Annotated in this window: 26 protein-coding genes and 1 tRNA gene; 17 read left to right on the top strand and 10 right to left on the bottom strand. The window is 63.6% G+C overall.

Going from position 1 to position 26,428, the window contains the following annotated elements:
* Nucleotides 1-7 precede the first annotated feature (7 nt).
* The 8 genes from EPJ54_RS16175 to EPJ54_RS16135 all read left to right on the top strand — a co-directional run bounded on the left by EPJ54_RS16175 (nt 8) and on the right by EPJ54_RS16135 (nt 11,087).
* Entirely contained in the window at nt 8-1,540 is a 1,533-nt protein-coding gene (locus EPJ54_RS16175; RefSeq protein ID WP_135212800.1) for an acetolactate synthase large subunit, read from the top strand.
* Nucleotides 1,537-2,916, top strand: a complete 1,380-nt coding sequence (locus EPJ54_RS16170; RefSeq protein ID WP_135212799.1) for an FAD-binding oxidoreductase — start codon at nt 1,537-1,539, stop codon at nt 2,914-2,916. The genes EPJ54_RS16175 and EPJ54_RS16170 overlap by 4 nt, the downstream gene beginning before the upstream one ends.
* Nucleotides 2,916-3,662 (top strand): carbonic anhydrase, encoded by a 747-nt coding sequence (locus tag EPJ54_RS16165; RefSeq protein WP_135212798.1) that lies wholly within the window; start codon nt 2,916-2,918, stop codon nt 3,660-3,662. The genes EPJ54_RS16170 and EPJ54_RS16165 overlap by 1 nt, the downstream gene beginning before the upstream one ends.
* 421 nt (nt 3,663-4,083) lie before the next feature.
* On the top strand, nt 4,084-4,452 hold the full coding sequence (locus tag EPJ54_RS16155; protein WP_135212796.1) for a hypothetical protein: 369 nt from the start codon (nt 4,084-4,086) through the stop codon (nt 4,450-4,452).
* Nucleotides 4,439-5,014: an RNA polymerase sigma factor gene (locus EPJ54_RS16150; protein ID WP_167755781.1), complete on the top strand. Its 576-nt coding sequence runs from the start codon at nt 4,439-4,441 to the stop codon at nt 5,012-5,014. The genes EPJ54_RS16155 and EPJ54_RS16150 overlap by 14 nt, the downstream gene beginning before the upstream one ends.
* The gene (locus EPJ54_RS16145; RefSeq protein ID WP_135212794.1) at nt 4,983-5,990 is read left to right on the top strand and encodes a FecR family protein; all 1,008 of its coding nucleotides are present in this window, start codon (nt 4,983-4,985) and stop codon (nt 5,988-5,990) included. The genes EPJ54_RS16150 and EPJ54_RS16145 overlap by 32 nt, the downstream gene beginning before the upstream one ends.
* Nucleotides 5,991-6,093: 103 nt before the next feature.
* Nucleotides 6,094-9,033, top strand: coding sequence for a TonB-dependent receptor plug domain-containing protein (locus tag EPJ54_RS16140; protein ID WP_135212793.1), 2,940 nt, complete (start codon nt 6,094-6,096; stop codon nt 9,031-9,033).
* Nucleotides 9,033-11,087 carry an Atxe2 family lasso peptide isopeptidase gene (locus EPJ54_RS16135; RefSeq protein ID WP_135212792.1) on the top strand — a complete coding sequence of 685 codons (2,055 nt, stop codon included), beginning with the start codon at nt 9,033-9,035 and terminating at the stop codon, nt 11,085-11,087. The genes EPJ54_RS16140 and EPJ54_RS16135 overlap by 1 nt, the downstream gene beginning before the upstream one ends.
* Here EPJ54_RS16135 and EPJ54_RS16130 read toward each other — a convergent pair.
* The 8 genes from EPJ54_RS16130 to EPJ54_RS16100 form a co-directional block, all read right to left on the bottom strand.
* Complete coding sequence (locus EPJ54_RS16130; protein ID WP_135212791.1) at nt 11,076-12,905, bottom strand: asparagine synthase-related protein; 1,830 nt, start codon at nt 12,903-12,905, stop codon at nt 11,076-11,078. The genes EPJ54_RS16135 and EPJ54_RS16130 overlap by 12 nt on opposite strands.
* A 4-nt stretch (nt 12,906-12,909) precedes the next feature.
* Nucleotides 12,910-13,539 (bottom strand): lasso peptide biosynthesis B2 protein, encoded by a 630-nt coding sequence (locus EPJ54_RS16125; protein WP_135212790.1) that lies wholly within the window; start codon nt 13,537-13,539, stop codon nt 12,910-12,912.
* Nucleotides 13,540-13,591: 52 nt separating this feature from the next.
* The gene (locus EPJ54_RS20480) at nt 13,592-13,711 is read right to left on the bottom strand and encodes a hypothetical protein (protein WP_420823045.1); all 120 of its coding nucleotides are present in this window, start codon (nt 13,709-13,711) and stop codon (nt 13,592-13,594) included.
* A gap of 70 nt (nt 13,712-13,781) precedes the next feature.
* Nucleotides 13,782-13,901: a benenodin family lasso peptide gene (locus EPJ54_RS16120; protein ID WP_135212789.1), complete on the bottom strand. Its 120-nt coding sequence runs from the start codon at nt 13,899-13,901 to the stop codon at nt 13,782-13,784.
* 95 nt (nt 13,902-13,996) lie between these two features.
* The gene (locus tag EPJ54_RS16115; RefSeq protein ID WP_135212788.1) at nt 13,997-14,620 is read right to left on the bottom strand and encodes a GntR family transcriptional regulator; all 624 of its coding nucleotides are present in this window, start codon (nt 14,618-14,620) and stop codon (nt 13,997-13,999) included.
* Nucleotide 14,621: 1 nt separating this feature from the next.
* Nucleotides 14,622-15,497 (bottom strand): phytanoyl-CoA dioxygenase family protein, encoded by an 876-nt coding sequence (locus EPJ54_RS16110; protein WP_135212787.1) that lies wholly within the window; start codon nt 15,495-15,497, stop codon nt 14,622-14,624.
* A gap of 15 nt (nt 15,498-15,512) precedes the next feature.
* Nucleotides 15,513-16,142, bottom strand: coding sequence for an acyl-homoserine-lactone synthase (locus EPJ54_RS16105; protein WP_135212786.1), 630 nt, complete (start codon nt 16,140-16,142; stop codon nt 15,513-15,515).
* A 90-nt stretch (nt 16,143-16,232) separates the two neighbouring features.
* A complete protein-coding gene (locus EPJ54_RS16100; RefSeq protein WP_135212785.1) occupies nt 16,233-16,970 on the bottom strand; it encodes a LuxR family transcriptional regulator in 738 nt (245 codons plus the stop codon).
* A 292-nt stretch (nt 16,971-17,262) separates the two neighbouring features.
* On the opposite strand from EPJ54_RS16100, the gene EPJ54_RS16095 reads away from it, so the two are divergent.
* The 8 genes from EPJ54_RS16095 to EPJ54_RS16065 all read left to right on the top strand — a co-directional run bounded on the left by EPJ54_RS16095 (nt 17,263) and on the right by EPJ54_RS16065 (nt 24,416).
* On the top strand, nt 17,263-19,149 hold the full coding sequence (locus EPJ54_RS16095) for a ParB/RepB/Spo0J family partition protein (RefSeq protein WP_135212784.1): 1,887 nt from the start codon (nt 17,263-17,265) through the stop codon (nt 19,147-19,149).
* Nucleotides 19,150-19,227: 78 nt separating this feature from the next.
* Nucleotides 19,228-20,130 carry an ArdC family protein gene (locus EPJ54_RS16090; RefSeq protein WP_135212783.1) on the top strand — a complete coding sequence of 301 codons (903 nt, stop codon included), beginning with the start codon at nt 19,228-19,230 and terminating at the stop codon, nt 20,128-20,130.
* A complete protein-coding gene (locus EPJ54_RS16085) occupies nt 20,117-21,001 on the top strand; it encodes a DUF7146 domain-containing protein (RefSeq protein ID WP_167755780.1) in 885 nt (294 codons plus the stop codon). The genes EPJ54_RS16090 and EPJ54_RS16085 overlap by 14 nt, the downstream gene beginning before the upstream one ends.
* A gap of 305 nt (nt 21,002-21,306) precedes the next feature.
* Entirely contained in the window at nt 21,307-21,651 is a 345-nt protein-coding gene (locus tag EPJ54_RS16080) for a single-stranded DNA-binding protein (protein WP_135212781.1), read from the top strand.
* 80 nt (nt 21,652-21,731) lie between these two features.
* Complete coding sequence (locus EPJ54_RS16075; RefSeq protein ID WP_135212780.1) at nt 21,732-22,094, top strand: DUF6876 family protein; 363 nt, start codon at nt 21,732-21,734, stop codon at nt 22,092-22,094.
* A gap of 84 nt (nt 22,095-22,178) precedes the next feature.
* Entirely contained in the window at nt 22,179-22,685 is a 507-nt protein-coding gene (locus EPJ54_RS16070; RefSeq protein ID WP_135212779.1) for a S26 family signal peptidase, read from the top strand.
* A 157-nt stretch (nt 22,686-22,842) separates the two neighbouring features.
* Nucleotides 22,843-22,968, top strand: coding sequence for a hypothetical protein (locus tag EPJ54_RS20275; protein ID WP_275574762.1), 126 nt, complete (start codon nt 22,843-22,845; stop codon nt 22,966-22,968).
* A 230-nt stretch (nt 22,969-23,198) separates the two neighbouring features.
* Nucleotides 23,199-24,416 carry a relaxase/mobilization nuclease domain-containing protein gene (locus tag EPJ54_RS16065; protein ID WP_135212778.1) on the top strand — a complete coding sequence of 406 codons (1,218 nt, stop codon included), beginning with the start codon at nt 23,199-23,201 and terminating at the stop codon, nt 24,414-24,416.
* A 181-nt stretch (nt 24,417-24,597) separates the two neighbouring features.
* Here the strand turns inward: EPJ54_RS16065 and EPJ54_RS16060 are convergent.
* Both EPJ54_RS16060 and cpdR read right to left on the bottom strand, forming a co-directional pair.
* Nucleotides 24,598-24,672: transfer RNA gene (locus tag EPJ54_RS16060), tRNA-Val, on the bottom strand.
* Nucleotides 24,673-24,783: 111 nt separating this feature from the next.
* The gene (gene cpdR, locus EPJ54_RS16055) at nt 24,784-25,146 is read right to left on the bottom strand and encodes a cell cycle two-component system response regulator CpdR (protein WP_135212777.1); all 363 of its coding nucleotides are present in this window, start codon (nt 25,144-25,146) and stop codon (nt 24,784-24,786) included.
* A 145-nt stretch (nt 25,147-25,291) separates the two neighbouring features.
* Here cpdR and EPJ54_RS16050 point away from each other — a divergent pair, with 145 nt between their 5' ends.
* Nucleotides 25,292-26,203 carry an N-formylglutamate amidohydrolase gene (locus tag EPJ54_RS16050; protein WP_135212776.1) on the top strand — a complete coding sequence of 304 codons (912 nt, stop codon included), beginning with the start codon at nt 25,292-25,294 and terminating at the stop codon, nt 26,201-26,203.
* Nucleotides 26,204-26,428 lie beyond the last annotated feature (225 nt).

Genomic DNA, 26,428 nt, shown 5'->3' with positions numbered 1-26,428 from the left:
GAGACACATGAAGGCAGCGCAAAGATTGCTCGAATTGGCGGCGCAAGAAGGCGTGCGCGCCTGCTTCGCCAATCCCGGCACTTCGGAGATGCACCTCGTCGCCGCGCTCGATGCAGCACCTTCCATTCGCCCAGTGCTTTGCTTGTTCGAAGGCGTCGCCACGGGGGCGGCAGACGGGTACGGCCGCATGACACAAACGCTGGCGCTTACGCTGCTGCACTTAGGTCCAGGCCTCGGCAACGGCTTTGCCAATCTGCACAACGCCTATCGCGCGCGCACGCCCATCGTCTCACTCGTCGGCGAACACGCGACCTACCACCGCGCCAACGACCCACCGCTCGCCAGCGACATTGCCGCGATCGCGCGACCTGTGTCCGCATGGCTTGAGACGGCCGGGTCGGCCAAGGACTTAGTGCGCTGCGGACGCGATGCGATCGCCGCAGCGAAGCGATTGGGTCCGGCGACAATCATCCTACCAGCGGACGTAGCCTGGAGCGACGACGAGCCGGATGTGCCTTCGCCCGTAGCGGACATTGAGCCTCAAAATGGCGTGTGGGTGGAATCCGCGGCGCGCGCCCTTGGCCCGCGCACCCTGCTCTTGCTGGGCGGGCGCCACCTCACCGCTAGCGCCTGCGACGCAGCACAGCGCATCGCGGCGGCAACCGGCGCGCTGGCGCTGATCGAGACCTTCCCCGCACGCGTACGTCGAGAGGGCGCCGGTGCAGACTTAAAGCGCTTGCCCTATCTCAGCGAAATGGCGGCGGCCACGCTGGCACACATCGATACCCTGATCCTTGCCGGCGCCGCTTATCCAGTGGCGTTCTTCGCACTACCGGGACGACCCTTGCGTCTCGCGCCAGACGGCGCACGCGTAATTGAACTCGCGGCGGCCGGCGCCAATCCAGAGACGGCGCTGCTCGCTCTTACCGATCTGCTGAACGCGCCCGAGCTTGCCTCGCGTCATGCAGAGCCGCCGCCGAAACCAGACTCAGAGGGCGCACTTGATCCGATGTCGCTTGCGCAATGCATCGCGGCGACGCTGCCCAACAACGCCATCGTCTGCGATGAATCCAATACGGCCGGCCTCTTCTGCTACGACGCCTGCGCCACCGCGCCGCCACATGATTGGCTCACGCTTACGGGCGGTTCGATCGGCCAAGGACTGCCGCTGGCCACCGGCGCCGCCATCGCCTGCCCGGACCGGCGCGCGCTCGCGCTCGAAGCAGACGGCAGCGCGCTTTACACGATCCAAGCCTTGTGGACGCAAGCACGCGAGCGCTTGAACGTCACCAATGTGATCTTGAACAATGGCGCCTACGCCATCTTGCGGCTTGAGATGATGCGCGCCGGCGTCAACACGCTCTCGGACGCGGCCAACTCGCTCTTCGACCTGCGCCATCCATCGATCGATTTCTGCGCCATTGCGACGGGCTTCGGCGTACCCGCGCAGCGCGTGGCCTCGCCGCAGGCCCTTGTCGCGGCGTTAGAGCGCAGCTTCGCCGCCCCAGGCCCTTCCCTCATCGAGGTGATGCTCCCATGATTCCGCTCTCAGACTCGCTGCAATCGGAATTGCGAGAATTGCTCGGTCCGCGTTTCAGCACCGCCGCCGCCATCTGCGATCAGCATGCCGGCGGCGGGATGCATCTACCCCCACTGCCGCCGCAAGCCGTGGCCAGCGTCGAAAGCCTCGACAAAATCGTGCGCGCCTGCGCAGCCCATGGCGCGCCGATCATACCCTTTGGCGCGGGCACTTCGCTTGAGTGCCACGTGGGCGCGCCGCGCGGGGGCGTATGCATGGATGTCTCCGCCATGAAGCGCGTTCTGCGGCTCAGTCCAGAAGATCAAGATTGCACCGTCGAGGCGGGCCTCACGCGCATCGCGCTCAATGAACATCTGCGTCACACTGGGCTCTTCTTTCCGGTCGATCCAGGCGCTGACGCCACCATCGGCGGCATGGCGTCCACGCGCGCCTCCGGCACAACGACGCTGCGTTATGGCGGCATGCGCGAGAACGTGATGGCGCTCACCGTGGTCACACCGGACGGACGCGTCATTCGCACCGCCCAGCGCGCGCGCAAATCCTCGGCGGGCTATGACCTGACGCATCTGTTCGTTGGCAGCGAGGGCACGTTGGGCGTCATCGCAGACGTAACACTACGCCTGCACGCGGCGCCCGAAGCAACCAGCGCCGCCGTGTGCGCCTTCAAATCTCCCTTCGGCGCCGCCTCCACAGCGATCGACGCGGTGCAGTGCGGCCTTCCGCTGGCGCGCGCCGAATATCTGGATGCCGTAAGCATGCGCGCCGTCAATCGCGCTTTCTCCACCGCCTACGCCGAAGCGGACACGCTCTTTCTCGAGTTCCATGGCTCACCCGAGGAGGTCGCCTACTATGCAGAGCGCGCACGCTCCATCGCCAACGAAAACGGCGGGGGCGCCTTTCAGTGGGCGATCGAGACCGAGGCGCGCAACGAACTCTGGAAAGCGCGCCACAACGCAGGCTTCGCCACGCTTTCGCTGCGACCCGGCGCACGCCCATGGTCGACCGACGTGTGCGTGCCGATAAGTCAGCTTGCGCGTTGCATCGAAACCACCAAGCGCGACATTGCCGATCTGCCCTTTCCGGCGGCGGTGCTCGGCCACATCGGCGACGGCAATTTTCACGTGATCCTCTTGGTCGATCCAGAATCCGCCGATGAACGCATCACCGCGCAGCGCTTCAATGATCGTCTCGTGGCGCGAGCGATCGAGGCGGAGGGAACGTGTACGGGCGAGCACGGTGTTGGCCTCGGCAAACGAGAATCACTGCGCCATGAATTGGGCGAGGCCGTCACGCTGATGCGCGACATCAAACGCGCCCTCGACCCCCGCGACCTGATGAATCCCGGCAATATCTTTCTTCCTGACGAGGCCGCCTGATGCCATTGCGCGATTTGTTCGATCGCAATGTCGCCTGGGCCGAGGGCAAGACGCGCGCCGATCCGGATTTCTTCCGCCGCATGGCCGAGCAACAATCCCCGCATTATTTGTGGATCGGATGTTCTGACAGCCGCGTCACCGCCAACGACGTGCTCGGCCTCGATCCGGGCGCTGTCTTCGTACAGCGCAATATCGCCAACATCGTGCACACCAGCGACATGAACCTGCTGTCCGTTCTGGAATATGGAATCGCGACGCTTGGTGTCGAGCACATCATCGTTTGCGGTCACTACGGATGCGGCGGCGTCGAGCGCGCGCTGGGATCGGAACGCTCAGCCCTTGTTGATCATTGGCTTCAGCCGATCGTCATGCTCTACCGCAAACACCGCGCCACGTTCGACGCCATAGAGGACCCGAGAGCGCGCGCGGCGCGTATGTGCGAGGTCAATGTTCAGATGCAAGTGCGCCGAGTGGCCGCCATCCCGTCGGTCGAGAACGCTTGGGCGCGGGGCCAAACACTGCACGTGCATGGCTGGGTTTACGGCATGCACGATGGATTATTGCGCGACGTTGGCCCCACCCTCAGCAACATTGCCGATCGCGACGCGCTCCCCAGCATCGACGATTGCGTGCTGGCCGAGAGCAGCCCGCTTAGCGCGCTGCAGATCCAAGCGTTAGAAGCCTTTGGCGCCAATTCGAGCGATGATCGGCGAAATGCTGATCTTCTCTCCCTGTCTAGAGTTTAGTTTGCGCAAGCCCAGCCTTGGGCCACATGAACTTCCGCTTCCGGGCTTTCATGTGGGGACTGGATGTCTCTTCGTGCCCCGCAACGGTCATCCCTTCTTGCGCCGGGCGGCGGGAATTTCCTTCAGCAAGTCCGCCAAGAATTTGCGTTCATCGAGCTCAAGTGCTCTCGACCAGTCAACGAGTTGCACGAAGTCCAATCGGCGCTCGAAGATTTCGACCTTGCTGACGAATGACCGGGATTGCCCGAGTCTGTCAGCTAGCTCGCGCTGACTGACATCAAGCCGGTGGCGTTCATCGACGAGTCGAGAAATGACGGCTCGATACCTTGGATCTCGCAGGCTGTTTCGCACCGGTGTCCACCTGAAACGATGGACACCCCGGCTAAGCACATTTAGGGTTGCACCCTAATAGGGTGCATTGTTGAACGCCGCTGGATCACACACACTGGCGACCACGCCCGCAGCCAACGCGCTAGAAACAGCTTTCGGCGCGATGGGGCTGAACGTGATCGCACGTGTCAGTGACTCCGAGCAGACCACCGATCTGGCCATCGCTCTGAACACTCCTCGTTTGGCCGTCATTCGCTGCGTCGAACGCGCCGCGCCCAAAGATCAAACCGCCCTCGCAACAATGGTCTCCGAGGGTGACTTCATCTGGGGTGCGGTGGTCTATGAGCAGGGTGAGCCGCCGAATTCTCCGGGTCTGATCGAGAGCTTCCATGTCAGCCAGCTGGATCAGCTGGTGGCCCGTCTCATTGAGCTTCGGGAGGCATGCCGTGAAGCCGGCTGATCTCGCCCGCCTCTTCGCCTCTGAAGGCCCGCGTCTGCTACGAAGGCTGCGGCGCTTCCGCGGCCGGGTGGCCGAGGAGGACGTGGTGCAGAGCGCATTCGCCAAAATGCTGGAGGTGGACATGTCCGGAATTGCTGATCCGCGCGCTTATTTGGCCCGGCTGGTGCGGAACCTGGCGGTCGATGAGGTGCGGCACCAGGAACGCGTCAGAGTCGCCTCCGTCACCGACGAGGACCTGGAGGCATTGTTGGCCAAGCGGCCCGGCCCGTACGATCGGCTCGATTTGACGCCGGAGGAAATGCTGATCGCCGGCGAGCGGTTCGCGCACATGACCGCTGTGGTGCTTGGGCTGCCCGAGCGGGAGCGCAAGGCGCTGGTGCTCTTCAAGTTCGGCGGGCTCTCCCACGAAGAGATCGGCGCCCGTCTCGGCGTCTCGCGGCACAGCGTGCCCGGCCTCCTCGCCCGCGCTTTGGCGAAATGTGCTAAGGCCATGGCGGCGTTCGAAGACGGCGCACTCAAAGAGATCGCCCATGAGATGGAGACGAAGCGAAAGGATCGCTGACGAGGCCGCCCGCTGGGTGGTGCTGATCGATAGTGAGCTTTTCGACGCCGCTGCCGCGGCGCGCTTTAAGCGCTGGATCGCCCGCTCTGATGCGCACCGGCCGGCGTTCCTGCTGGCCAGCCGGGCTTGGGGCGAACTCGACGGCCTGCAAAAGCTCAAAATTTATCCCGACATTGTCGCGTTGCTGGAGGCCGGCGCGGGAGCGACGCCGCACCAGGGCTCTGAAGCATCCGCGCCGGACCGTCGCGCGTTGCTGCTCGGGGCGGGGGTCGCGGGCATCGGACTCTGCTTGGTTGGCTACGTTGCGGTGAACCCGGCGGCGGCGGAAACTTTTGAAACCGGCGTCGGCGAACAGCGCGAAGTGGATCTGGCCGATGGCACGCGGGTTTTACTGAACGCGAGTTCGCGGCTCGAGGCGCGCATACGTGATGATCGGCGCGAAGCGCGGCTTCTGGCAGGCGAAGCGCTCTTTACGATCGCCGAGAGCAACGCCGGCGTGTTTTCGATCGCCACGCCATCAGGAGAAATCGAGGCCGCCGGCGGCGAAATCCTGGTGAAGCTGCTTCCAGAAGGCGCGCGCGTCGCTTTGCTAACCGACGGCGCGCTTGCCTCTCGGCGCACATGGATCGGACAAACCTCCCGAGTTGCGGCGGGCGTGAATAGCGAAATCGTCATTGGCCGCGAAGACGTGGCCGTTGACGCCTCCACCGCGGAACAACTTGCGCGCCGCACGCTATGGCGCGAGGGCATGCTCGCCTTCGACAACACGCCGCTCTCCGAGGCGGTCGCGGACGTTACGCGGCAAAGCGGCGTACGCTTTGTCTTCGCAGATCCAGCGCTCGCCGACCTGCGCGTCGGCGGCCTCGTTCGTGCGGACGATCTTGACGCGTTCCTTCAGCTCCTCCGCAACAACCTCGCCATCAACACTGAACAGCGTGATGGCGAGATCCTGCTGAGTTCGACGGCCACGCTTTAGCGTGCATTCCCCGAAATATTTTCTGACGGACTGCTAAATCCGGCCTCCTCCCGCGTCCCTCCCCTCGAAGCCGCCCGCTTGAGAGCGGCGAAGGGGGAAGACAATGGTGGATTTTTCGGCGCGGATGCGCCGCGATGGCGTACGCTCACTGCTGGCCGTGGCGCTGGCTTCTGTTTCAAGCTTCGCGTTGAGCGGTCCTGCTCACGCGCAATCTGCTGACGCGGCCGCGCGCACCGCGCGTGCGGAGCGCGAGTACGATATTCCGGCGCAACCCTTGTCGTCGGCGCTCGTCCGTTTCGCCGAACAATCAAACCTGCAAATCCTCTTCTCAGAGGACGCCGTGTCGGGATTCACGTCGCGACCGCTCAGCGGCCGCAGGACGCCAGAAGCGGCGTTGATGCAGATGTTGCCGTCTGGCGCGCCTCGGATCGAGATCGCCGGCGACCGCATCGTCCAAGTGGAGCCGCCCGCCCGCCCCCAGTACGCGGCGACTGAGAACGACGAAGAAATTGTCGTGACCGGCACACGCATCCGGGGCGCCGTACCCGCAGGCGCCAATCTGCTCACGCTTGATCGATCAACAATCGAGGAAACCGGCCAAAGCACGATCTTTGAAGTGTTACGCACGCTGCCGCAGAATTTCCCTGGCAGCCAGAGCGAGGCGACGCAGCTCAACTCCGCCAACAACAATCTTTCCTTCGGGTCGGCCATCGACCTACGCGGCTTGGGTTCTGACGCGACGCTGACATTGGTGAATGGTCGCCGTTTGGCACCCGCAGGGTTCGGCAATTTCGTTGATGCGAGTGCGATCCCGCTCGCGGCCGTCCAGCGCATTGAGGTGCTCGCGGACGGCGCTTCAGCCACTTATGGCAGCGACGCCGTCGGCGGTGTTGTCAACATAATCACCCGCACCGATTTTGAAGGCGGTGAATCCGCACTGCGTCTTGGCGCGGCGCAGGGCGGCGCCGAGGGGTTCAATTTCAGCCATACATTCGGCTGGCAATGGGCCGGCGGCCACGCCGTGCTCGGTTATGAATATCGTACTCGCAATGCGCTCGCGTCATCCGATCGCGCCTTCGCCGCCAACAGCGATCTCAGATCCTTGGGCGGTGACAATTTCTCACGCGCCACCTCTAGCCCGGGCAACATCACCCGCATCGGCGCCACCAGTGTCGTGCTTGCCATCCCCGACGGCCAAGATGGCATCGGCCTTACGCAAGCAGACCTCCTCGCCGGCGTGGTGAACTATCAGAACACGCGCGAGGCGACGGACGTCTTGCCCGAACAAGACGCGTACTCCCTCTTCTTCTCCGGCCGGCAAAGCTTGACCCGTCGAATTGATGTCTTCGCCGACATGTTCGCAAGCGAGCGCGACGCCTTCATGCGCAACAGCGCGATCATGTCGAACATCACGGTCCCACAGACCAACGCCTTCCGCGTCGCCAACAATCTCTTTCCCGGGCAAGGCAACATGGTGATCGCCTATTCCTTCGTCGGCGACGCTGGGCCCACAACCTATGAGACGCGCGCGCGCACATTCTCTGGCGTCCTGGGTATCGAGGCTGATCTTGCTTTCGATTGGCGCGGCGAGGCGTCTTATTCCTATGGACGCCATCGCGATCACGTGCGCTTCGGCAATTCCATCGACACAGCGGCGCTCAATATTGCGCTCGCCTCGTCCAACACAGCCACGGCGTTCAATCCCTTTGGCGATGGCGGCGACAACGCTCACATCATGGACGCCATTCTGCGCCACCAAATCACCGACAACGATTCTCGCCTCCAGGCGCTCTCGCTCAAAGCGGACGGGCCGCTTTTCGATTTGCCAGCGGGAGCCGTGCGCATGGCGTTGGGGCTCGAGCGTCGCACGGAATCGTTTCGCGTGGATCGCATCACCTATTCGAACGCGGGGGTCCCGACGATCGTCGCCACCCCGGCCCCCGGTGAGCGCGACACGGACGCTTGGTTTGTCGAGATCGCCGCGCCGCTCTCACGGACCATCGACCTCTCGACCTCAGTGCGAGAGGAGTATTCAGAGGATTATGGGCGCGCACTTACGCCCAAAGTGGGTTTGGATTGGCAGCTGCTGGAGGCGTTGCGTGTGCGCGCGACATGGGGACTTTCCTTCAAGGCGCCGCGCTTTGACCAAACCCTGTCGTCGATCGGCGGCAGCTATCTGACGCTCACGCCCGCGCAAGATCCGCTTGCCGATGGCGGTTCCACCGGACTGCTCTCAATCGCGGGCGGCAATCCTGATCTTGAGCCCGAGGAAGCCGAGAGTTGGACGGCAGGCTTCGAATATCGGCCAGATTGGCTGGCGGGGGCATTCTTCTCAGCCACATATTTCGACATCGATTTCGCCAACCGTATCTCGGTCCCCGGCGATGTGCTCAGCGCCATCGCCAATCCAGCGCCCTATAGCGCGGTGCTCATTCGCGATCCCGACGCGGCGACGCTTGCGAGCTATCTCGCCATCCTTGATCGTTTGGGCGGCGTGACGCCAGCAGACGGGGTCGAACTCATTTGGGACGGTCGCGTCACCAATCTCTCAAGTCTGCGTGTTCGCGGAATTGACGCGAGCGCAACCTACGCCTTTGAGACAGACCTCGGCAGGTTTGACGCCTCATTAAGTGCAAGCCATCTGCTGCAATTCGATCGCCGCTCCAACCCGAGCGCCCCGGGCGAGCAATTGCTCAACACCATCTACAATCCCATTGATTGGCGCCTCCGCGCCGGACTCTCATGGTCCGCTGGTCCTTGGCGCGCCAGTGGGTTCGCGAACTATCTCGGCGGATACGACGATACCATCTCGAACCCAGATCGAGAGATCGATGCGTGGACCACCTTCGACGCCCGTCTCGGCGTTTCGTTGTCCAACGGTGAAGCCGCGGAGAGCCCCCGCACAGAGCTGGCCTTCAACATCACCAATCTTTTCGACGAAGAGCCGCCGTTCGCGAACTCGTCCGAGGGCTTTGCTTACGATAATCGAAACGCCTCACCGCTCGGCCGGTTTGTGTCCCTCGAAGTACGGCGGCGTTGGTAATGCGTGGCCGCTGGACTGGGCCAACGATCAGCGCTCTCGCCTTTGCCTGGATGTCCGCGGCTCCTGCGTACGCCCAGGTTTGGGACCTTAGCGCAATCCCAAACGCCGTGGCGGCCAATCTCGACATCAGGGAGCTTGGCGGCGCCGATGGCGGTCTAACGTTGTCGCCCGATGGACGCTACCTTGCCGTGATCGAACGATCGCTCGATCTTGAGGCGGACGCCTATACCCACACCCTGATACTCATCGACACGCGCACGGGCGAGACCAGGGCGCTCGCCGATGCTGGCGGCTTTATACATCACTCATCAGCGAATGGACGCCGCCAGGGCGCAGCACTTCTGCGCCGCGCTGTGTGGTCGCCGGACGGGCGCCGCATCGCCTATCTCTTCGGCGGCGCCGGCGATCGGGTCTTCTTGGACGTCGCTTCGGTGAACGGGGACTCGGTCAGGCGCTTGTTCGATGGCCCGGGCGAGGTTCATCGCTTTGCCTGGATCGATGACACGCATCTGCTGATTGAGAGCGGCGCCGGACGCGCTAGCATCGAGGCCGCTGCTGCCGTCGCTAGAAGAGACGGCTTTCTCCTGGACGCGCGGCTCGAACCATTGATGGGCCTGATGCCTGAGCATGATCCACGCCTTGGAAGATGGTATACGCTGGTTGATGTCGAGAGCGGCGCGACCTCCGTTGCCGACGAGACGACACACGATCAGCTCTCCGGCGCTTTCGCAGGCGCGCCCAGCCGCGCCTCGCTACGACGCGCTCCGAGCGAAGCCGGCGAGGTCGCGCTCATTCGAGCTCTGCCGGCCCTGGGCAGCCGCGCCCCATTGCAGCTCGTCTTCACAGACGCCGCGGGCGTCGAAAGAGTGTGCGCGCACGCTGAATGTACAGGCGAGATCTCAGGTCCCTGGCTTGCGCGCGGACGCGTGCTCTTCCTACGCGTAGAGGCTCCGACGCGCACCACAACAGCCCTCTACGAATGGGATCCTCGCTCTAACGCTCTGCGCCGCGTGCGTTCATCGGAGGAATTGCTGGTTGAGTGCGTGTACGCAGCGCACTTGATGTGTTTGCGCGAAGCGACGCTTTCGCCGCGTACGATCGTCTCCATCAATCCGCACTCCGGTCGATCGCGGACGCTGTACGACCCCAACCCCGCATGGCGGGATCGACGCATGCCACACGTGGACCGGCTCGATGCAACCGACCGCTTCGGCAACCCCACTTTCGCCCATCTCGTCTATCCGTTGCGCTATGATACGCGTCGCTCCTATCCGATGGTGATCGTTCAATATCGCTCTCGCGGGTTTCTGCGCGGCGGCGTCGGCGGCGAAATACCGATCCATGCGCTGGCGGAGCGCGGGTACTTCGTTCTGAGCTTCGAGCGCCCACAGCATGTCGCCGACCGCACGACCCAATCCAATGCCGCCGCGCTGGTGCAGGAGGAGCTGGAAGGGCTGGAACGAGGGAGCAAATTGTCGGCCCTCTACGCGCTCGTCGACATGGCGCTGACGCACGCATCGATCGACCCCGCACGCATCGGTCTGACGGGTCTCAGTGATGGCGCGGAAACCGCCTATTGGGCGCTGCAGGATTCAGATCGCTTCGCGGCCGCGGTGATTTCCTCGCCCCCACTCGATCCGATGTCCTATTCGCTGGTCAGCGAGGAATTCACCAATAGCGCGCGGCGCCTGCGCGATCGCGCAGGCCCATGGCCTGACACCCAAGATCCGTGGGCATCACATTGGCGCGACAAGCCCGCCGTCAATCACGTCGAGCAGATTCACACCCCTATCCTGTTGCAGCTCGCCGACCGGGAGGCCCTGCCCGCATTCCCGTTTTACCGACGCATGCGCGAGCACGATCGGGCAATCGAGATGTTCATCTATCCCGACGCCTATCATGTGAAACATCGACCGCGCCAATTGCTCGCCGCCCAGATGCGCGCACTGGCCTGGCTGGATTTCTGGCTGCGTGACGTGGAGGTCATAGATGACGCCGATCCGGCGCGCATTGGCCGCTGGCGCGCGTTGCAGGCGCAGGCATCACGTCGTTGACGCGGTCGTGGGCGCATCCACCTTCTTGGCTTCTCGTCCAGCGCGCTCCACACTGCGGAGCCAAAGCTCAGCGCATATCAGTGGTGTCAGCGCGCTGGGTTGCGTCGCATCTGGTCGGGCGCTGGCGCTAATCATGTCTACTACGGCCTCGCCGTCGATAAGTCCCCGCTCCGCCAGCCGCCCCCGACGCAAGACATCGACAAGAAAGTCTCGGTTGCGCCGCAATATCGCCGATACAAATCGCGTGGTTTGCCCCTTGGTCCTTCGATAGACGATCTCTGTCGGCAGTTCGTTGGCGAAGGCACTGCGCACCAGCCCGCGATCCAGACCATCGGCGTTCATTGCATAGCTCGGTATACGAAACAGCGCCTCAATCACGGGCTCAAAGAGCACAGGCGGCGCCAATGGGAATGAATCGGCGAGCTGCGAAGGTCCGAAATAGGTTTGCGCATCCGCCAACAATAGTGCGCGATGCACAGCGCCAGGATGGCGTTTCCGATAGCCTTCAAGCCAAGGCAAGGCCCCATGTTCGCGCGCGGTCAAACGCGCTTCCGCCTTGGCTTGACCTTCGCGGGCCAGATGCCGCGGGAGATCGAACGCCCCGTGCAGAGGGCCTGTGCGCACAGACTCAGGCAAAATGCTCCACACCGACACGCGTGATCTGCGGGCGCTTGTCATGGCCTCGCGCCAGAAGCCGCTCAATCCTGAGCCATCGCGCCATGCATCTGCAGGACCGCAAGAGCCCCGGCCACGATAAAAAACATGGTCGCCGCCCTGGCCTGACGTCACGAGCGCGTCCTCCAGTCCCGCGCTCAGAACGGAGGAACGTGCATTGGCCCATGTCAGCAGGGTTGGCGCTGGCGCCGCGGCAAGCGGCATATCCAGCATCCGCGTGTAATCGACGTCTCGCGGATCGATGTGGTTCTCAATCAGCTTCACCCCGAGATGCCGCGCCACCAAGCGAGCATAGGCGCGCTCGTCGCCTTCGCCTGGACCGATGCCGTAATCATGCACCGCGACCAGAGCATCCGGCGAGGCGGTGCGCTTCAGCATCGAGAGGACGACGCTTGAATCGAGACCGCCCGACAGCCGGTGCAAGATATTGGGGCGTGCCTTCGCGAATGCGCCGCAAACATCCTCCAATGCGCGACGTAAGTCCTCGGCGTTGCGCGCTGTGTCGACGCGCGCGGCGTCAGCATGAGGCGGGCGCCAGAGTGAGCATGTGCTCTGCCCTTCTCTGGGCAACGTAAGGCAGGTCCCCGGCAAGATCCTACGTACATCGCGAAATCCGGTCGCGCTGGTGAACCGGTTCGGATAGCGCAGAAACGCATCGAGTTCGGGCGCATCTATGTTCAGAGCGCCGCCAATGTCCGCGAAAACTTGAGCGCTGGCGAAGACGGCGTATCCACCGCTTATCGGGGCAGAAAACAGCGGAAAGGCCCCTGTTGGGGACGGCACGACGTGAAGGTGATCGCGCCCCTTATCGACAAGGAACGCCGCATAGGCCCCCCAGATATCGCGGATGAGCTTTTCGCCGCCGCTCTCAGCCCAATTCGCCGCGTCTTGCGCCTCTACAGATTGAATGCGTCCTTCAGATGGGGCCTGCCGACGAAAGGCCATTCCAAATAGAACACCACGGCCGTTCGGCAGAAGCACAGGCGAGAAATCCAAGCCGTTGGGTCGGGCCATGATCAACATGCCACGCCAGTCGAGCAGGCTTTCATAGCCGTGCTGCTCGGCCAGGGCAGCGTGCGCGCGAAGCTTAGTTTCTCGTTCCTTGTCGATCGGTCGCCAGCGCAGAACCAGAAAATCGCGCATGACCTCAGAGCCTGCAAATCACAACATAGGACGCGAACTGGCCAGTGAGATCGAGCAGCACCTCTTGTTCAGACTCCACCCAACAATGGGCGGAGAATGGCCGCGTGCGTACGCCGAAGACGATCTTCGCATCGCGCCCCTCGCTCAGAAGGAAGCGCGCTAACGTCAGGCTGTCGAATAGGCACACTTGGTCGCCAGGCCATAGCGGCCGCATTTGCTCGAACCGTGCGACCGCCTCACCGGCGTCCTGCGTTGACGCCTGCCTTGAACGGAGTCGCACGAGCGTCCGTCTGGCCACATCCAAACGACCGGTGGATACAACCCAGCGGGCCCAAAGACATGCGATGAGAAAACGCCCCCAAGCCGCCGCATCGAGCGTTGGCGCTTTGCATGGTGGCGTGTGCGTGATGCGCGCCGCGCTCCGTATAGCCTGGCCGATTTGCGCCTGCGGCGGCGCAAGCGCACGCAGCGAGCCGCAATTGAGCAGCGCTTCAATGGCCGGAGTTGGTTCAGGGCGAGAAAGAGCGTCCGCGTCCAGCGCCCAGTACCGATTGTTCGCAAGATCGAGGACGACCGCAAAGCCTTGGTCAAACGCCAGATATGCGTCAGGTCCCGGTCCGAAATGAAATGTCATGGCATACCAATGGAAGCTCCGCCCCGCTCACGCTGGGCGGAGCTTCGTTGCGTCACGCGATCTCTTCGGTCTGCATGTCCGGATCTTCCTGATCCGGACCAGGGTCGCCGAGCGTCAGTTGAGACGCTGCGCCCAAGTCGATGAGATCGGTGCAAGGTTCATCGTTCCGCATGTTTGATACTCGCTCTAGAATTGAACGACGACTTGAGCGCGCGTTGTGGCGAGCGCTCAAGTCGCGGCGCTCAGGCGACTTCCTCCGTCAAGAAGTCCGGATCTTCTTGATCAGGGCCGGGATCGCCGAGCGTCAGTTCGCTGGCGGCGCCGAGGTCGATCAGGTCGTCGTGCTTTTGCTCTTCGCGCATGTTTCACTCTCCATTGGGTGATCCATCACCCGCCTGGAGTATGCGCGCGCTCCGTTTGATCACCGAATTGATCAACATGAAGATCTGTTTGGTGATCAGCGCGGCTCGCCATTCTGCGAGAGCGCTTTCATCGCCACATGCGCACGCAGCGCTTCTGCGCTCTGCACCCGGCGGCGGATATAAGATTTGAGGATCGTGTTTGTGCGCCGGGATCGCTCGGCGATCGCGCCTACGAAGGTTTCGAACTCGCCTTGCACATCGCCCAGGACTTCTTCCTCAATCAAGCGCGCCGCATGCAGCCTATCGTCCGCATTGGCGGCCGCCCGCCGCAGGTTGGAATTGGCGCCGTCCTCCAGCAGACGCATGACACTGGACACAGCCTGCGCATAAGGCTGGGTTCGGGCTAAGCGCATCACGTCGGACCCCGCCGCGTTCGACGGCAGCACGAGCGTCAGCAGGGCGCCACGCCACTCGTAGAGATGCGCCAATTCTGTCGCGGACCATAAAGCGACCTCAAAGGCCGAGTGCTTTCCCGGCCGAACGAGCCGCTCCCAGGTGAGGAGGCTCAACGCCTGACGCACGGGCATGGAACTTACGCCGAGCTCGCGCGCTAGCGCTTCCATATCAATGCGCGTGCGCACAGGTAGGCGTCCATCGAGCACGCGCGCCTTGATTTCCTCGTATGCGCGCTGCGCGGCGCTGGTCGCTTCCGGCGACATATCAATCGTCAGCGGCCGCCATCACGGCCTTCAGTTCAGCGGCGATCGCCGGCGGCAGCGCGTCGCGATGCGGTCCGCAAGGGCCATCATCGCCCAGGTACGCGATCGGGTCCTGGCCTTCCCAATTCCCGAGATTGGGACGGTGATGGCGATAGCCGATGAGGCGCTGCAGCTCGATTGGAAATTCACGCGCAACCTCTCGGGGATAAGCGAGAAATTGCTCCTCGTAGGTGCGCAACCATCCGGCGCAATAGCCGATGACGAGCCCTGTGCGGTCGCCATCCGATCGGTTGGCGCCGCCGCTGTGCGTCAGACCGCCAAGATAGATGAGCGCGGAGCCCGCGCGCATGACGCCCTGGATCGCCTGGCTTGGATCCGGCGAGCGACCGAGGCGATTGACGTGGCTCTTGGGCCAAAGCCTTGTTGCGCCATTGGCCTCGGTGAAGTCGCTGACCGCCCACATCACATTGAGCGACCACACCTGCCCGCTCGGCTCGGCGGGCCACATCTCCTCATCACGGTGCGGCGCTTGCGCCTTTTGACCAGGATGAATGCGAATTGCCTGAGTCATGTTGAGGCGAATGCAATCGCACGCCGGCGCGAGCACGGCTTCGGCAAACGCAAGGATGCGCGGATGGAGCGCAAGCCGCTGCGCCGCCGGCGCTTTCGACAAGAGTCCATTCACGCGTGTCGTCGACCAGCCGTGGAAGTCGCCTTCGCAGCGCGGCGTGCGCTGGAGCCAGGGCTCTAATTCGTCAGCGACCGATCTCAATTCCTCGGCGTTCAGCAAGCCGTGGAGAACGAGAAATCCGTCATGCTGCAGCGCTTCGAGATCGCTGGCGAGCGTATCGTCGGAAGTGGGTGAGATGAGAGTCATTACGCTCTTCCCCGCTTAGGCCGCACGCGCCGGCTCGGCCGGCGCAAATCGCGTCAATGGCGCGCTGATGTTGAAGGTCTGACGCACGCGTCTGAGCCCATCGGCGTTGATCGTCGCGGCGAAAGCTCGGATCTTATCGCGCCCCTTTCCGCGTCCCGCCCCCAGCGCGCGCACCTGCCATCCCGCCTCTTCGGCCATCGGCGCCAACGCGGCGCTCGCCACGTAGGTCACCTCGTCAATGCCAAACAGGAGCGCGGTCTCCATGATGCCGGCAATGATGCGCCCCAGCATCAGCCGCCGCGGCGCGCCGGATGCTGTATCGGGCGCCGGGCAGAACCTGGTGGCTTCCCACACATTGGGACCGGAAGGCGGCGACGCTTCGCAGAGATCGCGGAATTGTTCGATCAACAAATGCGGACGATCTGTCGGGAGGAGCCGCGCGGAGACACTGATCCCTCCTCGCGGCGTCGCCGCCTCGATCAGATAGATCGCGTCTTCACTGTCATAGGCGTCGATTTCGAGCCCTGCACTCTCCTCAAGCCGCCACTTGAGTTGATCGATGAACACCTGTTTGCGCTGGCGATGCATCTCCGTCAGCAAGTGATAGAAGCGCCGCCTGTTTTCCGCCGAGACGATGTAGATCATGTTGCCTCCGACCAATCGCGCGGAGGGTGCCGCTCTGAGGCGAACGACGTAACGGGTCCCGTGGGACCCGTTGACAAGCGACGAATCGATTTAGTTCGACAAATCGTCGAGCATGATCTGTCCGTCAAACACGGCGCGCACGACCGCTTGCACGCGGTGCGACACGCCATAGCGCTTCTTGGCGCGCTCGATGGAATTGTGGGCGGTGCGGGCGTTGATGCCCAGGAGTTCGCCTATCGCCCAATCGCTCTTGCCCCGTCCTGCAAGCGCCAGGCACTGGCGCTCGCGTGACGGCAGCACGACCGGTTCGACCAAGGCATTGGGATTAAGCCGTCTATGCATCGCGCCATGTCCATAGATGACGACCATCAGGGTGTGCGCCAAATCGAGCGGCTCCACGCCGTCAGCGCCCGCGACCAGCGAACACGATGCGGGGAGGACATCGGGTGAGCGGAGCGGAATAGTCATGCCCCCGGTCAGGCCATAGGCAGCGCCTTCGGCAAGCACACGCTTCTGCGCGCGATCGAGGCGCATCTTGGAGATACACTCATCCCAGTTGAATGGCGCGGTCATGATGCGCGCGGCGAGAAACACCGGATCGATGAACGCGAAGTTCTCGGCCGAATATTGCTGCAGCCAGGCCATGGGATAATTGACGATGCTGACCGTGCCCGGCCGCGGTCGCAGCGGATCGACGTGCGACGCGCAGGCGATGTGCTCGTAGCCGAGCGCATTCAGTGTCGCGATAAAGCGATCTTCGATCATCGAAGGATCGGTCTGCTTCTCGCAGAAGTCGATAAAATCGAGCGCCAGCTTGGCAGCAGGCATCGCATCCTCCCGCTGTAGTCTCGACTACTAAAAGCAACTTTGGCGTGCAGCGCAAGCAAAAGCAGTGTGCCTCGCCAAAATCAATGCGCGCGCCTCGCGCGCGGGCGCGCTTGCGCAACGCCGAGCATTGCCCGCGCCGGGGCCCTGCGTCGAGGGACGCTCACGCTCTCGTCTCGACGAGCCCTCGACCCAGGCCCCCTCACGGCGCGGGCGTGAACGGGATGCGCGTCGCGCAAGCGATCCCGCGCAGCACTTCCGCAACGCGGGGCTCCCTTCAAAGGCTCGAACGCCCATGTCCGCACTTCAACTCATTCCGCTCAACAAACTCGTCGAGAGCGAAGACAATGTCCGCCGCACCGAGCGCAAACGCGACATCGATACGCTTGCCGCATCGATCGCCGCCCACGGCCTTCTGCAAAACCTGACGGTCACCGCGCGCGAAGACGGCAAGTTCGCGGTCGTCGCCGGAGCGCGCCGTCACGCCGCGCTCAAGCTTCTCGTTCGCCAAGGCGAACGCCCAAAGGACTGGCCTACGCCTTGTCAGGTCGTCGCATCCGCTTCCGCCGCCGAAGCCTCGCTGGCGGAGAACGTCCAGCGCGTCGAGATGAACGCCATGGACGAGGTGGAAGCCTTCGCAGCACTTATCGCGGCGGGCCAGTCGCCGGAGGATGTCGCGCAACGCTTCGGTACGACACTCCGCCATGTCGAACAACGGCTGGCGCTGGCGCATTTGAGCCCGCGCATTCGCGCCGCTTATCGACGCGGCGAACTCACGCTCGATGTCGCGCGCGCCTTCTGCATCGGCGATCACGAGGCGCAGGAGCGCGTCTTCAAGGGATTGGCCAAGCCAATCACCAGCGCTCACGCCGTTCGCGGCGCCCTCACCCAGGGCCGCACACCTCTCAGCGATCGTCTCGCGCTCTTCGTCGGCGTTGATGCGTATACGGCCGCGGGCGGACGCATCGTGAAGGATCTGTTCGAGGACACCATCGCCTTCCTTGAGGACGGTGAAATCCTGCAGCGTCTCGCCTTGGAGAAGGCCGAGGCGCTTCGCGACGCGCTTCTCGCCGACGGCTGGGGCTGGGCCGAACTCAATCTCGCCGGCGGCCATCTCGAAGGTTTCGCCGCCGAGCGGCTTCGCCCCGGCGAGCGCAAGCTTACGGCCAAGGAAAAGCGCCGTCTTGCAGCCGTCGATGCCGAGATCGAGCGGATCGACAGCGAACTCGAAGGCATCGAGGACGGCCCAGAGGCTGACGCTCTCTGGGATCGGCGCGAGGCGCTCGATGGCGAACGAGACGCCATTGCCGAAGCCGCGCGCATTTACGATCCCGCTTTGATGGCGCACGCAGGCGCGATTGTGGGCGTCGATCGTGACGGCAAGCCGACGATCCAACGCGGGCTCATTCGCCGCGCCGATCTGAAGGCGCTCGATAAACTGCGCAGCAAGGCAAAGGCCGGCGAGGACAGCGGCGAAGACGATGCGGACGAAGGCGCCCCCGCCGGCGCGTCACTCAGCAAGGCGCTGACGCGCGACCTCACGCTGGCGCGCACTCGCGCTATACGCGCGGGCGTCGCCAGCGACGTACATGTTGCGCTTGCGCTCCTGGTCTGCACGCTCGCGCAGCAGAGCGCGGGGTCGGGCGATCTGGTCGGGCCTGAAATCAACGCCACCGCACGTGACTTCGGTGATGACGAGGTCTTTGCGACCCTGCGCTCCGCGCGCACGTTCCCGGAGACCTTTATCGAGGCGTTGGCCCTCGATGACGAGACGCTGCTGTCGTGCCTCGCAATTCTTGTCGCCGAGACCATCGATCTCCACCACGAGGGCGCGAGCGCTCAGGACCGCGAACGTCAGCGCTCCGCCGACGCGATCGCCGCCGCAATCCGGCTCGACATGAGCGCGCATTGGTCGCCCGACAGCGCCTTCTGGCAGCGCACCTCGAAGCAATATGCGCTCGACGCTTTGGCGGAAGGCTCAGATTTTGCCGATCTGCCGGAGGCCAAGAGAAGCGTCAAACTGAAGGCGCTGGCCAAGCTGAAGAAGCACGAATTCGCGGACGCGGCCGCCAAGGCATTCGCGCAATCGCGCTGGTTGCCCGATTGTCTGGTGACGCCGCTTGGCGAAGGCGCGCTGGCGCTGACCAACGCCGCTGAGGCCTCGCTCGCCGCCCAGCACTGATCACCCACGTCCACTCATGGCCGATCGGTCCCGCGCCGCGGGGCCGATCGCGCCCCGGACACTCAAGTGAGACAATCCATGACGACTTCCGCACACGCGCGGCGCGACATCGCCGCCGATATCAGCACACGCATCCTCGCTTCTTTGGAACAAGGCGTGATGCCATGGCGCAGGCCTTGGGATGGCGCGCGCACTGGTCCCGTCCTGCCCCGCCGCGCAACCGGGGAATGCTATCGAGGCGTCAATACCATCATGCTCTGGCTCGCTTCCGCCGCCCACGGCTATGCCTCGCCTTATTGGCTGACCTACAGACAGGCCGCCAAACTCGGCGCTCATGTGCGCAAGGGAGAACGCGGCGAACTTGTCGTCTATTATGGAATCGCCCAACGTCGCGAGGCGCGGAGCGAGACCGGCTCAAGCGATGAAACATTCCGCTTCCTGAAAGCCTATGTGGCCTTCAACGCCGACCAGATCGAAGGCTTGAGTGAGGCCTTTCATCCGCGGGCCGAGCACAGCGCCATTGCGCCGATCGCGGCGCATGAAGACTGGTTCGCCGGATTAGACATTGCCCGCATGCTCTCGCGTGACACAGCCTGCTACATCCCGAGTCGCGATGTCATCGCCATGCCGCCGCTTTGCGCTTTCGACAGCCCGGAGGCTTACGCCGCCACTTTGAACCATGAAGCCGTGCATGCAACAGCAGCGCCGCACCGGGTCGGGCGCGACCTATCCAGGCGCTTCGACAAGCAAGCGGTCGCGGCAGAAGAATTGGTCGCCGAGATTGGCGCCGCGATCCTTGGCGCCCATCTTCGGCTGCCGCCCGATCACATCTTCGATCACGCCGCCTATATTGGACACTGGATGTCAATTCTCCGTTCCGACAAGCGCGCGTTCTTCCACGCGGCCGCGCAAGCGCAATTGGCGGTCGATTGGCTGCTCGACAAGAGCCCGCCGCCCGGAGCGGGCGATGTCGCGGCTTAAGCGCATCGTCGATGCGATGGGCGGCGTCCTGCTCGATGGCGGACGACGCGCGCTCGTGCGCGGGCCGGGACATGGGCCCGCCGATCGCTCGGTCTCGCTGCTGGAGACTGAGGACGGCCGTGTCCTCATTCATTGCTTCAGCCCGCGCGATGATTGGCGTGCGGTGCGCGACGAGTTCGCGGATTTGGGACTGCTCGACGAGGACGATTCACAAACGCCGCCACCGAGCGAGCCAATCGTGCGGCTTAAGCCCGAGCGTGGCGATGAAGATCGCCACGCTCGCATGCTCAGACTCTGGAATGAGAGTAAGCCGCTCGCAGGCTCAATTGCCGAGCGCTATCTGCGCGGGCGCGCCATCGAGGGCGAACTGCCAGGGCCCGACGTGCTCCGCTTCCATCCACGCATGACAAGCCTTGAAGACCGCGACCGCCGGCCGGCGCTCGTTGCGGCGCTGGTCGATCCGCAGGGCGATATACAAGGTATACAAGTCACACTGCTCACCGCGCACGGCGCGTCCAAAGCCGCGCTTGCAACACCGCGGCGCACGATCGGCCGTTTGATGGGCGCTTATGTGCGGATCGATGCGCCTGGCGACACGCTTGTCGTTGCTGAAGGCTTGGAAACCGCGCTCTCAGCCAGACGCGCGCTTGGCGCCGGCGCCTGGGCCTTCTTGAGCGCGGAAAACCTCGCGCAGTTTGAGCCGCCGCCCGTCATCGACCGGCTCATCATCGCCGCTGACAATGATGAGGCGGGCCTTGCGGCAGCAGCGCGGCTACGCGCGCGTGCAGAGAGTTCGATCGTTTGCGACGTCGCTTTACCGCCGAGCGGCTATTCCGATTGGAACGATTGGGCGCGTGCAGAAGCCCATTAGCGGACCCACGTCCCCCCACACAGCGAGCTAACTGAGCGCTCGGATCGCATCACGCGCTGTCTCAGCTTGGCGGCTTGAAGTCCGCCGCACGACCTCACCCACGCCGTCGCCATCTCCGCCCGGCCGTCGTCGCCCACAAGGACAAAATCGTTTCCCCGCGCGGCTTCGCCGCCTTCGGTCCTGGCGGACGCGGGCCCCACCATTTTCTCCTTGCAGCCGCCGCCTCATGGCCGGGCGCGAAAAGCGCCGTCGCGGGCGAGCTCCCGCGGCTCCGCTCTCAAGCGGACAAGCAAAGGAGACACCCCATGAACAACCGCGTCACGCTCACCGGCAAATTGCTCGAAGATCCGAAAGTCCGCACCCTCGAATTTCGCGGCAGCACAACCGACATTGTCTCACTCTGGCTCGAAGTGCCCAGCGGTGAGCGCAAGGATCGCTTCACGGTCGAGATTTTCTGCCCAGCGCAACAAGAAGCCGCCAAGGCGATGCGTAAGGGCGTCCTGGCCGAAGTCACCGGCGTCCTGCGCCACGATCGCTGGAAGGATCGCGCGACTTCGCGCTGGGTCGGCAAAGTCTTCGTCGCCATTGATCCCGCTGAGGGCAAGGTCAAGTCGCTCGGCATGGCCGAAGCTGACAGCGAAGCCGCCTGAAACGCAAAGCGCCGCTCCCGCTGATGTGAGGGAGCGGCGCACCCCGCCAACATCTTCACACTTCACGGGAGACGAACATCATGTCGTCGAAACCCCTTCGCGCGAGCGATCTTCTCAGCTTCACCGGCAGCGAGCACTGGTATCGCCATCCGCTCTGGCCCTCGATCACCTATACGGACGGCGCACACTATGTTGCTGAAGCCGGCGGCGCCTATTGGCTCTTGGACGCCATCGCCTCGCATCAGCACGATCCACGCGTCCGCGCCGAACCCTTTCAGGTCTGGATGCTGAAGGTCGCCGAAAACCGAAGCGCTGTTCTCACGTGCGAGGATGGCGACCACACTTGCGTGACGTCTCAGGTCATCTCATTCACCGACTTTCCGTTGCCGGAAATCACGCTCTGGCTCCAGAACGACGTCATTTTCTTGCCGAGTGAATACTAAAGACCTTCCCGAGTCCGCGCGCTTCGCGCGGGCTCGGGCGCCCCGACCGCGTGCATTGAGTTGGCGACTCTCTCGGCGCAACACATGCTTGCGCCCATGCGACGTCGATGGCCGATAGTTGCCGTCGTGAGCGCGGCGGCGCTCGCCGCCTTGGCTGCGCTGGCACTGCCAGCGGTCGAGGATCGTCTCCTTTATAATCACACGCCCTCTGTTCCGGTCGGATTCTACATCCGCACCGATGAGCCACTCGAACGCGGCTCGTTTGTTACGGTGCGCGCCATTGACGTCGCCCCTGCGGCGGCGGCGGCCCGCCGCTTCAACGGTCCCCGCGACAGGTTCATCAAACGCGTCGCAGCATTGGCTGGCGACCATGTCTGCGCGCGCGGCGATGCGGTGACGCTCAATGGCGGCCTTTCCTATGAGCGGCGCGCCTATGACAGCACCGGCGCTGCGCTGCCGGCTTGGGAGGCGTGCCGCGTCCTTGGTCCCAACGAAGTTCTGATCCTGGGCGACACCGCCGATTCCTTCGACGGGCGCTATTGGGGACCAATCGATGTCCAGACAATCGAGGGCGTCTGGCGACGGCTTTGAAGGACCGCCAGGCAGCGTATAATGACCCACCACGGCGACACGCTTGGCAGGAACGCAAGAGCCATGACCGACGACTCCGAATCTCGCCGTCGATATCGCCAACCGCATCAACGAGGTTATGCGTCACTTGCCTGACCACGTGCAGCCTGGCGATGTCTTGACCGCGCTTGCCGCGGTGAGCGCGCGATTGCTGACGACGCTGCGGCCCCAAGATCGTGAAGGCGCCTACCAATATCTGATGACGACGGTACGCGCGCATTCGGGTTTGGCGCCGCTGCAATAGCGATCGCGGCGTAGAACTCACGTCTTGATGCAACATCACTTGAGACGGCTTGCGACAGCGAGGTTGGGAGCGTGTGAAAAAATGTGGGCGATGGCTAGATAAAGGGTGAGTCACCTCTTTCGCCACGCACTTGAAATGTCTCGCACAAACACAAGGTGTGAAGCATGATCGCAGGGTGCGGGACACCCCACCTGCACCCTACTTGCACCTCACCCTCGGATTTCTCGCGCATGTCGCAGCCTCCGACGAACAACGAACGCTTTCGCACCAGCAAGCTGCTTCGCGGTGCGCTGGGCAAAGACGTGATCACGCCAGGCTCGCGCTTGCGCATCACCCGCCCCCTTGATGCAGAGAGTCTCATCGGCCGTCACGAAGGCGGCGCGCGCCGCGGCGCCGGAAGCGACAGCTTGTCATCGCGACTGCAGAAGCGGATCGGCTCTTCTCGCGCGCTGGCAAGGGCGTTCGCACGCAAGCGCACGCCGCGCACGCCCTTTGCGTTCGACGGCCGTCAGAGAGCGGTGGTGAAGTTGCATTACTTCGGTCACGCCAAAGGCGGAGGCGGCGCGCTCAAAGCTCATGCGCGCTACATCGCGCGCGATTCCGCCGCGAAGGCCGAGGAGATCTGGCTCTCAAAAACTGAGACGGAACGAGACGGCGCCCAGAGCCGGGATGAAAGCGATCGCCGCCAAGCTCCGCGCCAGGAGCATTGGGTGTTCTACGACGCCGCGCGCGATAGCGTGAGCGGCGCGCGCCTCGCCGAGCATTGGGCGCAGTCTGACAAACGCCATTTCCGGATCATCCTGTCGGCCGAGAACGGCGGCCGCCTCGGCGACCTCAAAACCTACACGCGCGACGTGATGGCGCGGGCCGAGACCGCACTCGGCACCAAGCTCGAATGGTTTGCGGTTGATCACTTCGATACCGACAACCCGCACACGCATATTGTCTTGCGCGGCGTGCGCGACGACGGGCGCGACCTCGTCATTCCAAGGGAGTTCGTCCAACACGGCTTTCGCAACGCCGCCCGCGAGGCGGCGACCGATCGATTGGGACAGCGAACGCGCGACGATGCACGCCAGGCGCTGCAGCGCGAGGCGCTGGCGCATGCGCCGACACGGCTTGATAAGCTGATCGCAGGCCATCTCGATGCGACTGGCCAAGTTCGCCTCGCCGAACTTCGGGCGCCCAACGGTTCACCGGACATGACCGACGCGCTCAAGACGCGCGCGCGCGAACTGAAGAATCTGGGGCTCGCACAGGAAGTGAAGCGCAACGTCCTTTGCTTCGAGCCAGGCTGGCGCGACGCGCTCAAGGCGATGGAGCTGCACCTCGATATTCGCAAATCCTTGATGCAGGCGCGCGCTCAAGACGTGGCGCGCACGCTCGCCAATCCGACACGCATGCCCGCGCCGAAGGAATTGCGTCTGCCCTTCGGGCTCGGCTTTTGAGGATCGCGCGTGTTGAAGGTGCGCGCCTGACGCGGCCTGCGACGTCTCAGGGCGGCGCAAACCCGTATCATCACATCGCAAGACGTGGCGGCGACTTCGCTACCAAATCGCTACCAAATTTTTTGCGCGGGCAACGAACGTGCGCGCTGTCTGCATAACGCTTTGATTTAAGAGAAGAAAATGGTGGGCGCGACAGGGATCGAACCTGTGACCCCTACGATGTCAACGTAGTGCTCTCCCGCTGAGCTACGCGCCCGAACCGTTTAGGGTCCGGCGATATAGACCGGGTGCGGTGTCCGCCGCAAGTTCGGGTTTCGGGATTATCGGCCAGAGATTGGATTGAGCGCAGCGCCCACACCAAACCCTTTTAAGCAGCGGCGATGACGCGCTCGATCTCCACAACCAGATCCTTCAGGTGGAACGGCTTGGACAGCACCTTCGCGTCCTTGGGGGCTTGGCTCTGGGCCGAGAGGGCGACAGCCGCGAAGCCGGTAATGAAGACGATTTTCATGGCCGGATCGGCCTCTGCGCCGCGGCGCGCGAGCTCTATGCCGTCGAGGCCCGGCATGACGATGTCGGTCAAAAGCAGGTCGAACGTGCCCAATTCCAGCGCTTCCCAGGCGGCGTCGCCATCGCCATAGGCGGCGACGTCATGCCCTGCGCGGCTGAGGCTCGTCACCAGGAAACCCCGGAGCGAGTCATCGTCTTCGGCCAACAGAATACGCGCCATGCGCTTGCTCCGGATCGCCCGGCCCCCGTTCTTGAACCGGTAACGTCTAGCACAGGACCGGTAAAGGGCCGCTGAAGGCCCATGCCAAAAGCTAAGCATGTGCAAACATTGACGCACCCGCGGGCTACAGCGAACAATGGCGGCAATGGACTCCTCCGATCTGGGACAGGGCGCGGCGTATGCGCCAGCTGAGGGCGCAAGCCTCCCCGACGCACGCCCGGAGCCGCCTTTCGTGCTGGTGGAGCCGCTGCACAGGACGAGCCCGCTCATCTTTGCCTCACCGCATAGTGGACGGCGTTATCCGGCCGAATTGCTGGCGGATGCGCGCGTGGGGCTGATCTCGCTGCGGCGAACGGAAGACGCGTACGTGGACGAATTGTTTGCGGGCGTGGCGGCGCACGGGGCGAGCTTGCTCTCGGCCACGTTTGCGCGTGCGTATGTCGATCTCAATCGCGACGCGGCGGAGCTTGATCCGGAGATGTTCGACGAACGCCCGCCCGCTTCGGTGCACACGACATCAGCGCGCGTGCAAGCGGGTTTAGGCGCTATTCCGCGCGTCAGCGGCGACGGCCAGGCGATCTATCGACGCAAGCTTTCACTGCATGAAGCGTCGCGCCGCATCGATGCGGTGCATCGGCCCTATCACGAAACGCTGCAAAACTTGCTGTTGGAAACGAAGGCGCAATTTGGCTGCGCGGTGTTGATCGATTGCCATTCGATGCCGTCGAACGCGCGCGGCGCGCATGCGCCGGATATCGTGCTGGGCGATCGCTTTGGCGCCTCGTGCCATCCGTCGGTGACAGCGTTGGCGGAAGCGACGTTGCGGCGGATGAATTATCGCGTCGCACGCAACGCACCGTTCGCCGGCGGACATACCACGCAAACCTACGGCCGCCCCGCGCAGCGCGTGCATGCGCTGCAGATCGAGATTAATCGCGCGCTTTATGTGGACGAGCGCACGCTGGAGCGCACCAATGGCCATACGCGCGTACGCGCCGATATGAGCCGATTGGCCGAAGCGCTCGCCGCGGCGACGCTGCATAAAAGCTTGGCTTAAGCCTCCCCCGCCACCGGTGACACGGCCGCGCCATTCAGCGCAAAAAGAAAGCCGCGGGGGTTAGCCCGCGGCTGAAGGTCAATAGGGAGGAAACGCCCGATAGGGCGGGTGCAACGTCGCGAAACGCTGCAACACGATCAAACTAGTGTGCAGCGCAGCAAAGCGCAAGCTGAATTGGCCGTCACATTCCCGTAATCAAAAGTACAAATCTGTTTTTATTGACTT

The organism is Vitreimonas flagellata, from assembly GCF_004634425.1.
Taxonomy (GTDB): domain Bacteria; phylum Pseudomonadota; class Alphaproteobacteria; order Caulobacterales; family Aquidulcibacteraceae; genus Vitreimonas; species Vitreimonas flagellata.
This window is presented reverse-complemented; position numbering and strand designations above follow the sequence as displayed.